Source organism: Asanoa sp. NPDC050611 (genome assembly GCF_040654855.1).
Taxonomy (GTDB): domain Bacteria; phylum Actinomycetota; class Actinomycetes; order Mycobacteriales; family Micromonosporaceae; genus Asanoa.
In genome coordinates, this window is sequence record NZ_JBFAIU010000268.1 from 1 (window position 1) to 10701 (window position 10701).

7 protein-coding genes are annotated in these 10701 nt (G+C 71.1%); 2 read left to right on the plus strand and 5 right to left on the minus strand.

Annotation, left to right across the window (positions count from 1 at the left end; translation table 11 throughout):
- The 4 genes from AB0H87_RS30715 to AB0H87_RS30730 form a co-directional block, all read right to left on the minus strand.
- On the minus strand, positions 1 to 3063 hold a 3063-nt coding region (locus tag AB0H87_RS30715), incomplete at its 3' end, for a DUF1349 domain-containing protein (RefSeq protein ID WP_360153367.1).
- A gap of 75 nt (positions 3064 to 3138) precedes the next feature.
- Positions 3139 to 5688 carry a ThuA domain-containing protein gene (locus tag AB0H87_RS30720; RefSeq protein ID WP_360153369.1) on the minus strand — a complete coding sequence of 850 codons (2550 nt, stop codon included), beginning with the start codon at positions 5686 to 5688 and terminating at the stop codon, positions 3139 to 3141.
- Positions 5689 to 5841: 153 nt separating this feature from the next.
- Positions 5842 to 6573, minus strand: a complete 732-nt coding sequence (locus AB0H87_RS30725; protein WP_360153372.1) for an SDR family oxidoreductase — start codon at positions 6571 to 6573, stop codon at positions 5842 to 5844.
- Positions 6570 to 7061, minus strand: coding sequence for a GNAT family N-acetyltransferase (locus AB0H87_RS30730; RefSeq protein ID WP_360153375.1), 492 nt, complete (start codon positions 7059 to 7061; stop codon positions 6570 to 6572). Before AB0H87_RS30730 ends, AB0H87_RS30725 begins: the two co-directional genes overlap by 4 nt.
- 29 nt (positions 7062 to 7090) lie before the next feature.
- Here AB0H87_RS30730 and AB0H87_RS30735 point away from each other — a divergent pair, with 29 nt between their 5' ends.
- Both AB0H87_RS30735 and AB0H87_RS30740 read left to right on the plus strand, forming a co-directional pair.
- On the plus strand, positions 7091 to 8233 hold the full coding sequence (locus AB0H87_RS30735) for an epoxide hydrolase family protein (RefSeq protein WP_360153378.1): 1143 nt from the start codon (positions 7091 to 7093) through the stop codon (positions 8231 to 8233).
- 12 nt (positions 8234 to 8245) lie between these two features.
- Positions 8246 to 9685 carry a pyridoxal-dependent decarboxylase gene (locus tag AB0H87_RS30740; RefSeq protein ID WP_360153381.1) on the plus strand — a complete coding sequence of 480 codons (1440 nt, stop codon included), beginning with the start codon at positions 8246 to 8248 and terminating at the stop codon, positions 9683 to 9685.
- 48 nt (positions 9686 to 9733) lie between these two features.
- On the opposite strand, the gene AB0H87_RS30745 is transcribed toward AB0H87_RS30740, so the two are convergent.
- Positions 9734 to 10543, minus strand: coding sequence for a serine hydrolase (locus tag AB0H87_RS30745; RefSeq protein ID WP_360153384.1), 810 nt, complete (start codon positions 10541 to 10543; stop codon positions 9734 to 9736).
- Between the last annotated feature and the right edge of the window lie 158 nt (positions 10544 to 10701).

Genomic DNA, 10701 nt, shown 5'->3' on the forward strand with positions numbered 1-10701 from the left:
GCACGTGCAGGTGTAGGTCAAAGCGGTGGTCGCGTCGTCGTACGCGGTGACGGTCGTGGTGTCCTTGCCACAGTCCTGGCAGTACGGCTTGTAGGCCTTGGTGTCGTTGCCCTTCGCCTCGGCGTCACGCGCGGCCTGGAGCTTCGCCCCGAGCTGCTTGTGCGCGTTCTGCGTCAGCCAACCGGTCGCCTTGAAGCGGTCGAGCAGGAACTGCATGTCGCGGAACGACGTGGTGACGTAGAACCGGACGTCCGTGGTGGTGACGTTGCCGGCCTTGTCGGTCGCGGTCACGGTCAGCGTGTGCAGGCCGAGCGGCAGCTCGAACATGGCCTGCAGCTTGTTGGCCGGGTACGCCGCGCCGTCGAGGGTGCCGACCACGCTCTTCAGACCAGACGTCGGGTCGACCGCCTGGTACGTCACGCGGACGTCCTGGCTGTCGCCGTAGAGCTGGCCGTCGGCGAGGCCGCCGATGATCACCGTCGGCTTCGTGCCGTCGATCTTGATGATCGCCGACTTGAGCGTCTCCACGTTGCCGGCGGTGTCGCTGGCGCGGTAGAGCAGCTCGTGCTCGCCGTTGCCGGTGACGTCGACCGGGACCGTGTACGGGGTCCAGGCGCCGCCGTCGAGCGAGTACTCCACCTTGGACACCCCGGACCCGGCGTCGGTCGCGGTCAGGGTGACCGGGACGGCGCCGTTGTGCCAGCCGTCGTCGGTGGCCGGCGCGAAGGTCGCCGCCGTCACCGGCGCGGTCGTGTCGATCTTCACCGCCACCGACTTGGTGGCCTCCACGTTGCCGGCCTCGTCCGTGGAGCGGAACCGCACCTCGTGCGACCCGTCACCCGTGACCTGGACCGGTGTCGTGTAGGCGGTCCAGGTGGTCGCACCGTCGAGCTGGTACTCGGTGCTGGCCACCCCGCTGCCACCGTCCTCGTCCGCCGCGGCCAGCGTGACCGTCGCCGGGCCGGTGTACCAGCCCGCGGTCGCGCTGCCCGCCACCGTCGCCGTCGTCACCGGCGCGGTGGTGTCCTCCGGCTCCTGCCCACCCGTGGTGAGGCGGAAGTAGTCGAAGGAGATCGGCTTCGACGCCTGCTGTGCCGCGCCGAGGCTGAACAGGCCGACCTTGGCCGTGGCGGCGACCGCGGCGTTGGTCAGCGTCTCCGGGAACGTGGTCCAGGTGGTGCCGTCGGCGGAGTACGACGCCGTGTAGGTGTCGCCCGCCTTGGCCAGGCGCAGGTACCACACCGCGCTGGTCAGGTTCGTGACCTGCGGCTGCGGGTTCTGCACCGCGCCGGCGATCTCGCTGCGGAACTCGATCCGCCGCGCGACCGGCTGACCGGCCGTGTTGTCGGCGATGAAGTCGAACTTGATGTAGTTGTCGTCGTCGGCGTACACCATCAGCCCGCCCTGCTGGTACTGCTCGTTGAGCTGGCTGCCGTCCACCTTCGTCTCCAGCGTCCAGTCGCCCGCGGGCGCGTTCTGCAGGATGAAGTTGGTCGGTCCGGTGTTGTTGCCCGTGTAGATGTCGCCGTTCGGGACGTCGATGGTCAGCTGGCCATCGGCGACCTGGTAGGCGGTGTTGTCCTCGCGGACCACCGCGTCCCAGCGGCACTTGTCGAGCGCCGTGCCGGTGAACTCGTCACTCGGCTCGACGGCCTCACCCGCCTCGTCCGGCGAGATCTGGAACCAGTCGAACTCCGCGTTGACCACCGGCGCGGCACTGCCGCCGTTGAGCGCGAACAGACCGATCTTCGGGTTGGTGATCCCGGCCAGCGCGGCGCTCCGGCCCGCCGGCGTGAACGTCACGCCGTCGGAGGAGAACGCGGCGGTCAGGTTCGTGCCGTCGGAGATCAGGCGCAGGAACACCGTGTCGCCGGGTGCGGTGACCGGCGTGCTGTCGGCCGCCTCGTTGCGCGGCGTGCCGGCGGTCTGCCGGATGAACTCCACCCGTTTGTAGTCGGCGTACAGGAAGTCCAGCTTGGCCCAGTTCGCGTCGTCGCCGTACACGATCAGGCCGGCCTGCTGGTAGTTGCCCGTGAGCGGCACGGTGACCTTGGTGGTCGCCTGCCACGGGCCGGCCGGGGTCGGCTGCAGCACGATGTTGCCGGCGTCGGTGCGGGCCCCGTAGAGGTCCGCCGCCTGGGTCGGCAGGCGCAGGGCGCCACCGGCCACCGAGTACGTCTGGTTCTCCCGGACGATCGTGCTCCACCGGTCACGGTCGAGCGCGGTGCCGTCGAAGTTGTCCGAGTTCGCCCCGAAGCAGGACGTGTTCGGTGCCTCGACCCGGATCGGAACCGTGGCGTACGCCGCCGCGCCGCGGGAGTCGGTCACGGTCAGGGTCGCCGTGAACGTGCCGGGCGTGGTGTAGGTGTGCGACGCGTTGGCCGTGCTGGCCGTGGTGCCGTCACCGAAGTCCCAGGCGTACGTGAGCGGGTTGTCGCCCTCCTCGTCGGTCGCCGTGCCGCTGAACTCGACGACCAGCGGCGTGGTGCCGGACGTCGGGTTGCCGGACGCGGTGACCACCGGCGGCGCGTTGTCCGTGACGCCGCGGCCGAGGAAGTCGACCCAGTTGACGTTGAACACCGAGCCCTGGCCGGTGTTGCCGGCCGGGTTGCGGGCGATGAAGAACAGCGGCCCGCTGGTGATCGGTGGGTTGTCGAGCGGCAATGTCACGTCCACATAGGACTGCCACGCGCCCGTGCCCGGCACGTCGACGGTGCCGAGGACGGCGCCGTCGACCGCACCCGAGCGGACCTCGATGCGGCCGCCGGTGGTCGCCGAGGCGGTCCGGAACCGCAGGCTCGTGATGCCGGTCAGGTTGGCCGGGTCGAACGTCCAGTAGTCACCGTCCTCGATGAAGCCGATGTTCTGGAAGCCGCCCTGGGTGTCGCCGGTGGTCTCCCGCTGCACGCCCGGGTCGCCGCCGCCGACGCCGTCCGGTGCGCGGCCGGTCGCCGAGAAGTACTCCGCCTGCTTGCGCTTGGGCTGGAGCTGCTCGATGTCGCGGCCGGTCAGCGGGTTGGCGCCGCCGGCACCGCCGTCATCGGTGTAGGTCGCCTCGAACACGCCGAACACGTTGGCGTCCGCGCCGTGGCCGGAGGCCAGCGAGGTCTGGATGCTGCCCGTGCAGCCCTGCTGGCTCTACAGCGGGTGGGCGTGCTCGTCGTGACCCAGGTAGTACTGCAGCTTCACCCGGTCACAGTCGATCGTGCCGTCCTCGGGGTCGGTCACAGTCACCGTGTACTCGACCTGGTCGCCCCAGTTGAAGAAGCCACCGTCCGGCGGGAACGTGATCGACACGGTCGGCTCGGTGTTGCCCACGGTGATCGGCACGTTGGCCACCGCGGTGCGGCCGCCCGGGTCGGTCACGGTGAGCTGGGCCGTGTAGTTGCCCGGCGCCGCGTACGTGTGGCTCGGGTTGGGCTCGGTCGAGGTGCCGCCGTCGCCGAAGGTCCAGGCGAAGGTGATCTCCTCCTCGTCCGGGTCACGCGAGCCGGCGCTGGAGAACTGGACGGTCAGCGGCGACGGACCGCTGGTCGGGGTGCCCGACGCGACCGCGATCGGTGCCCGGTCCCCTGCCACGTAGTCGATCCGGTAGATCCCGGAGTTGTCGTTGTTGCCGCCGAAGCCGCTGCCCCACTCGATCAGGTACAGCGCGCCGTCGGTCCCGAACTCGAAGTCCATCGGGCGCAGGAACGTCATCCCGGTGAGCAGCTGGTTGATGTCGACCAGGCCGTGCGCGTCGTCGGTGAGCTGGAACGTGTACATCTTGTTCTGGTTCCACTCACCGAAGATGGCCTTGCCGTCGTAGTAGGCGGGCCACTTGCGGTCCGACTTGCTGTTGGCGTCGTACCGGTAGACCGGGCCGCCCATCGGCGCGCCGCCGCCACCGATCTCTGGGAACAGCGGGTTGCCGCTGTAGTCGTAGTCGATGGTGGGTGCGATCGCCGGCGGCAGGTTGCGCAGGCCGGTGTTGTTCGGCGAGTCGTTGACGATCGCCGCGCAGTTGAACTTCGGCCCGCTCGGTCCACTCGGGAACGTGAAGTCGTTGTACGCGTAGTTGTTGCCGTGGCAGTAGGGCCAGCCGTAGAAGCCGGGCTGCGCCACGATGTTCCACTCGACGGTGCCCTCCGGGCCCCGGTTGGGGTCGGCGGCGCCGGCGTCCGGCCCGTAGTCACCGACGACGAGCGTGTCGGTCTTCGGGTCGATGCCGATCCGGAACGGGTTGCGGAAGCCCATCGCGAAGATCTCGGGACGGGTCTGCGCCGTGCCGGCCGGGAACAGGTTGCCGGCCGGGATGGTGTACGTCCCGTCGTCCTCCGGGTGCACGCGCAGGATCTTGCCGCGCAGGTCGTTCGTGTTGCCGCTCGACCGCTGGGCGTCGAAGTCCTGCCGGCCCGGGCGCTCGTCGATCGGGTTGAACGAGTTGGACTCGAACGGGTTCGTGTTGTCGCCCGTGGCCAGGTAGATGTTGCCGGCGCTGTCGAAGACCATGCTGCCGCCCGCGTGGCAGCAGGTGTTGCGCTGCGTGTCGACCTGGAGGATCACCTTCTCGGTGGCGAGGTCGACGGTGTTGCCGCTGACCGTGAACCGCGACAGGTAGTTGCGCGGCGCGCCGCCGTCCGGGGCGTAGTAGAGGTAGATCCAGTTGTTGGTGGCGAAGTCCGGGTCGAGGCGCACGCCGATCAGGCCGTCCTCGTTGCCGGTGAACACGTCCAGCGTGGCCGCGGTCGTGGTCAGGCCGGTGCTCGGCGAGATGACCTGCAGCCGCCCGTCGCGCTCGGCGTAGAACACCCGACCGTCGGGCGCCACGTCGAGCTCCATCGGGTTCTGGGTGTTGCTGTCGAGCGTCACCTTCTCGAAGCTGCTCGTCTTGCTGGCCGAGCAGTCGGCGTCGACCACGCCCGCGGTGGTCTCGATGCCGCCGAGCAGGTGGTTGAGGAAGTTCGGCTCGGCGTACGACTCCTGGGTGTGCCCACTGCCCGTGTACCAGGAGCGGCCGCCGTCGAAGTCCTGGCACCAGGCCGTCGGGTGGTCCGCGCCCATCGCGCCGGAGCCCGGCGAGTAGCTGGTCTCGTCGAGGCTCGCCAGCACGTGCACCGTGCCGCGCGGGTTTGTGCGGAAGTTGTACCACTCGTCGAAGCGGTTCCACTCCGCCGGCAGGTCCGCGGTGGACGGGTGCGCCGGGTCCTCGACCTTGATGGTGGCGTTCTGGTTGCTCGGGTGCGCCGAGAAGTAGGCGCCGACGAGCTGGCCGTACCACGCCCAGTCGTACTCGGTGTCGGAGGCCGCGTGCACACCCACGTAGCCGCCGCCGGCCTTGATGTAGCGCTCGAACGCCGCCTGCTGGTCGGTGTTGAGCACGTCACCGGTGGTCGAGAGCCAGACCACGGTCGCGAAGTTGGCGAGGTTGGCGTCGTTGAACGCGGCGGCGTCCTCGGTGGCCGTGACCGAGAAGCCGTGGTCAGCGCCGAGCTGCTGGATCGCGGCGATGCCGGCTGGGATCGAGTCGTGCCGGAAACCGGCGGTCTTCGAGAAGACCAGCACGTTGTACGGGTCGCCGGGCGCTGCCGCGGCGCTGGCCGGGGCGGGGCCGGCGACGAGAACGCCGGCGATCAGCGCCAGGCTGGCGCCGAGGCTGATGAGGGTTCGTCTGAACGTTCGTCTGAAGGTTCGGCGATGGACGGACACGAAGGCGCTCCTCCGCATGCGGTGATGGCCCGGATGCTCGGCTCGCCGAAGACCGAACTCCCAGGTGGATTGATCGCTGCCTGATGATTAACCCTTGTGGATCAAGGCAAAGACAAGTCTTGCGCGACGTATTTACATGTAACGTTTGAGTAACTACCGCCCGCCGGCTACTCGGATCGTCGCGCCGGTCACATAGGACGCCTCGTCGCTGAGCAGCCACGCGATGGCCGCGGCGACCTCGTCGGGGTAGCCGGCACGGCCCAGAGGGGCGGACGGGCCGACCCGGTCGGCGCGACCCGGCTCGCCGCTCTGCGTGCCGTGGAAGTCGGTGTAGATGACACCGGGTTGCACCGTGTTGACCCGGATCTTCTCCGGACCCAGCTCTTTGGACAGACCCAGGGTCAATGCGTCCAGGGCGGCCTTGCTGGCGGCGTAGTGCGGGTACTCGTGCGGGCTGCCCAGGGTCGCGGCGGCGGAAGAGACGTTGACGATCGCGCCGCCGTCGGTCATCCGGCGGGCCGCCTCGCGGGCGCAGAGGATGGCGCCGACGACGTTGACCTCGACGACGCGCCGGAGGTCCTGTTCGTCGAGGTCGACGAAGCGGCCGATCCGGCTGCCGACGCCGGCGTTGTTGACGAGGCCGGTCACCGTGCCGAGCTTCGCTTCGGCCGTCTCGAAGAGTGCGGTCACCTGGGCGGCGTCGGCGGTCTCGACGGCGATCGCGAGCGCTTGACCGCCGCTCGCGGTGATCTCCTCGACCACCCGTGCGGCCGCGGAGGCGTCGGATCGGTAGCCGACCGCGACCGCGTGCCCGGCGGCAGCGAGGCGGCGGCAGGTGGCCGCGCCGATGCCGCGCGAGCCGCCGGTGACGATGGTGACCTTCACGTGTCGAGCTCCAACCGTGCGTAGACCTTGTCGTTCTCCGCCCTCAGCTGCGCGCCGGCGCGGCGGAGGACCGCCAGTGCGGCGTGGTTGCCGGGGGTGGTGTCGGCCTTGACGGTACGCGCGCCGGCGCGGTGGGCCTCGTCGAGGAGCCTCTCGAAGGCCGCGCCGCCCAGCCCCTGGCCGCGGGCGGTGCGGGCCAGCCACATGCCGGTCTCGGCCTCTCGTCCGCTTTCATCGAGGGTGAGGCGGATCATGCCGACGATGCGGTAGTCCGCGGTGATCGCGTACATGACGGTGCGCAGCGGCCCGGCGAGGCCGGCCTGGCGCTCGTGGTGGAAGGCGCGGAAGAACTCCGCCCGGCCCGCGGTCCAGCCCGGTGGGCCCTCGACCGGCGGGATGACCTCGGTGGGGTCGGCATCGGCGACGGCCACCGCGAGCAGGCGCTCGGTGAGGTCGTCGTCGAGCGGGGTGAGCTGGACGGCGGGCATTGTCACACCCTAGAAGTAGCGTCCCGCCCATGACTCGTCCATTTTCCGTCGACGTCCCCGAGACGGTGCTCGACGACCTGCGCTTCCGGATCCGGTCCACGCGCTGGCCGCCGCCCGCGCCCGGGGCGCCGTGGGAGCAGGGCACCGATCTCGACTACCTGCGCGGTCTGCTGGCCTACTGGGCCGACGGGTTCGACTGGCGTTTCGCCGAGCGCCGGCTCAACTCGTACCCCCAGTTCGTCGTTGAGGTCGACGGGGTCGAGATCCACTGCGTCCACGTCCGGGCGGTGGGCGGCGGTGGGGTGCCGCTGCTGCTGACGCACGGGTGGCCGAGCGCGTTCGTCGAGCTGCTGCCGCTGGTGGACCGGCTGACCGATCCCGCATCGGGGCCGTCGTTCGACGTGGTGGTGCCGTCTCTGCCGGGCTACGGGTTCACCCCGCGGCCCGCTGGTCCGGTCACCTACAGCCGCGTGGCGGGGTTGTGGCACGGGTTGATGGCGGCGCTCGGTTATCCGCGCTACGGGGCGCACGGTGGCGACTTCGGCGCCGGGGTGGCGACGTGGATGGCGCTGACCGCGCCGGAGCGGATGCTCGGCATCCACCTGACGACGCCCGAGGTCTCGCCGCACGTGTCCTCGCCGCTGACGGCGGCCGAGGAGGCCTATGTCCGGCACACGCGGGAGTGGGACAGCACGGAGCGGGGCTACTCGGCGATCCAGAGCACGCGGCCGCAGACGTTGGGCTACGGGCTGACCGACTCCCCCGCCGGGCTGGCGGCGTGGATCGTCGAGAAGTGGCGGTCATGGGGTGACACGGGCGGTGACGTCGACGCGCGGTTCGGCCGGGACTTCCTGCTCACGCTGCTCACGATCTACTGGGCGACGGGGTCGATCACGACGTCGACGCGCGACTACTGGGACAACCGGTGGCACAGCGACGAGATCGGGCCGGGCGACCGGGTGCGGGTGCCGACGGCGACGGCGGTGTTCGCCAACGAGTTCGTCCCGGAGGGCGTGCCGCCGCCGGAGTGGGCGTTACGGCTCTACGACGTGCACCGGCGGACGGTCTTCCCGCGTGGCGGCCACTTCGCCGCGGTCGAGGAGCCCGACCTGGTGGCGGGCGACATAGCGGCGTTCTTCGGGAGCGTGTTGCGTTCGGGGGGTGACGCTTGATCGACTCGGTGCATGGCAGGTCACATGACACCCGACGAGTTCCGCCGGCACGGCCACGAGCTGGTCGACTGGGTTGCCGACTACTGGTCCTCGGTCGGCTCGCTCCCCGTGCGTCCGGCGGACCCGCCTGGCGCGGTCGCGGCCCGGCTGCCTGACTCGCCGCCGTCGGACGGCGACGGTTTCGCCGGGCTGCGGGCCGACCTCGACTCGGTCGTGCTGCCCGGGATGACGCACTGGCAGCACCCGGGCTTCTTCGCGTACTTCCCGGCGAACACGTCCGGGCCGAGCGTGCTCGGCGACCTCGTCGGGGCGGGCCTGGGCGTCCAGGGGATGCTCTGGGCCACGGGCCCGGCGGCGACCGAGGTCGAGACGGTCATGCTCGACTGGCTGGCCTCGCTGCTCGACCTGCCGGCCCGCTTCCGGTCGACGTCGACCGGCGGCGGCGTGATCCAGGACTCGGCGTCGTCGGCGGCCCTGGTGGCGACGCTGGCCGGGCTGCACCGGGCGGGCGGCGGCACGTGGCGCACGGACGGGATCGGGGGTGAGCGCTACACGGTCTACACGTCGACCCAGGGGCACTCGTCGATCGAAAAGGCGGCCCGCATCGCCGGCATCGGCGACGCCGGAGTCCGCCAGATCGAGGTCTCACCGTCGACGCTCGCGATGGACCCGGCAGCGTTGCGGGCGGCGCTGGCCGCCGATGTCGCGGCCGGCTTCCGCCCGGCGGTCGTGGTGGCCACGATCGGCACGACGTCGACGACGGCGGTCGACCCGCTGCCGGAGATCGGCCGCATCTGCGCGGAGCACGGGGTGTGGCTGCACGTGGACGCGGCCTACGCGGGCGCGGCCGCGGTGTGCCCGGAGCTGCGCTGGACCCATGCGGGTCTGGAGTACGCGGACTCGTACTGCTTCGACCCGCACAAGTGGCTGCTGACGGGCTTCGACTGCGACGCCTTCTGGGTAGCCGACCGCGAGGCCCTGGTCAGCGCCCTGACAGTGATGCCCGAGTACCTGCGCAACGTGGCCACGGAGTCGGGCGCGGTGATCGACTACCGGGACTGGGGCGTGCCCCTCGGCCGCCGCTTCCGCGCGCTCAAGCTGTGGTTCGTGCTCCGTTGGTACGGCGCCGCGGGACTGCAGGAGCACATCCGCTCAGGGGTCGGCCTGGCGCAGCGCTTCGCCGCCCACGTCGCGGAGGACGACCGTTTCGAGATCGTCGCCCCGCACCCGTTTTCGCTGGTCTGCTTCCGCCTCCGGGCGGGTGACGCGGCCTCCGAGGAGCTCCTGGCGCGGGTCAACGCCACGGGCCGCTTCTACCTGACCCACACCAAGGTCAACGGCGCCTACGTCCTGCGGGTCGCGGTCGGCTCACCCCAGACGACCGAATCGCACGTGGACGACCTCTGGTCCGTGCTGACCGCCACCGCGACGGAAGTCCTGACCGACGCCTGACCTTGGCCGCGACGCGTTGCGCGCCACGCTGCGGGAGCGGCTGCTCGACTAGAGGGTGTGCCGGGCCTTCCAGGCCGCGGCGGAGACGCCCGCGACCAGGGCGCACGCCGCGTCGTCGGCCAGGGCGGTCGAGGTGCAGACCACCACGGTGTACGGCGGCGCGTCGGCCGGGAACACGACGCCCGCGCCGTGGCGTACCCCGGTGATCCAGCCGTTCTTTTGCGCCACCCGGGTGCCCGGCGGGAGGCCGGCGACCAGGTCGTCGCGGTGCTCGTTTGCCTCCAGCAGGTCGAGCACCGCGCGCCGCGCCGGCGGCGGCACGATGTCGCCGGCCACCACGGCACCGAACAGCGCCGCGAGGTCAGCGGCGGTGACGAGGTTGTCGATCCCGGCCAGCCGGGCCGCGCCGTCCTCGATGCCCCGCGCGGTGACACTGTGCGTGGCTCCGGCGAGGCGCCACACTTCCTGCACCGCGGGCACGCCGACCGCGCCCAGGCACAGGTTCGTGGCCAGGTTGCCGGAGCGGACGATCATCTGGCGGGCCAGGTCGCGCAGCGTGCTGGTGTCGCCGAGCAGTGCCCACGTCGCCGTGTCGCTGTCCTCCGCCGGGTCGTTGGCGAACGGCTCGGCACCGGGCAGCGCCGACTGGTGTCTGTTGTGGACGGTCACCGGGGCGTCGAGGTCCAGCCCGGCCCGGTGCAGGGCGACCAGCACGCCCACCTTCATCGTGCTCGCCGCGTAGTGCGTCGCGTCGGCCAGCCGTGCGTACGCCGCAGGCCCGCCCACCGGCCCGACCCAGGCGGATGCGGTGCCCGGCGCGGCGGCCAGCGCGCGGTCGACCTCGTCCCAGCTGTCCATCGCTCCGACGATAGCTGTGCGCCCTCCGCGAACATCGCCCCGCCCGGCCCCGCGGGCTGTTAGGGCGCTCGCACTCGCGCCGGATGCCGTCGTCGCCCAGCACGGCGCGCAGCGCGGCGCAGCTGAACGTGAGCATGCCGATGGGCTCGTTCCCGTCG

What these genes read in the sequence shown, in the direction of transcription:
- AB0H87_RS30730 (WP_360153375.1), bottom strand. Translation starts at nt 7,061, where the DNA reads ATGCCCGCCGTCCAGCTCACCCCGCTCGACGACGACCTCACCGAGCGC.
- AB0H87_RS30735 (WP_360153378.1), top strand. Translation starts at nt 7,091, where the DNA reads ATGACTCGTCCATTTTCCGTCGACGTCCCCGAGACGGTGCTCGACGAC.
- AB0H87_RS30740 (WP_360153381.1), top strand. Translation starts at nt 8,246, where the DNA reads ATGGCAGGTCACATGACACCCGACGAGTTCCGCCGGCACGGCCACGAG.
- AB0H87_RS30745 (WP_360153384.1), bottom strand. Translation starts at nt 10,543, where the DNA reads ATGGACAGCTGGGACGAGGTCGACCGCGCGCTGGCCGCCGCGCCGGGC.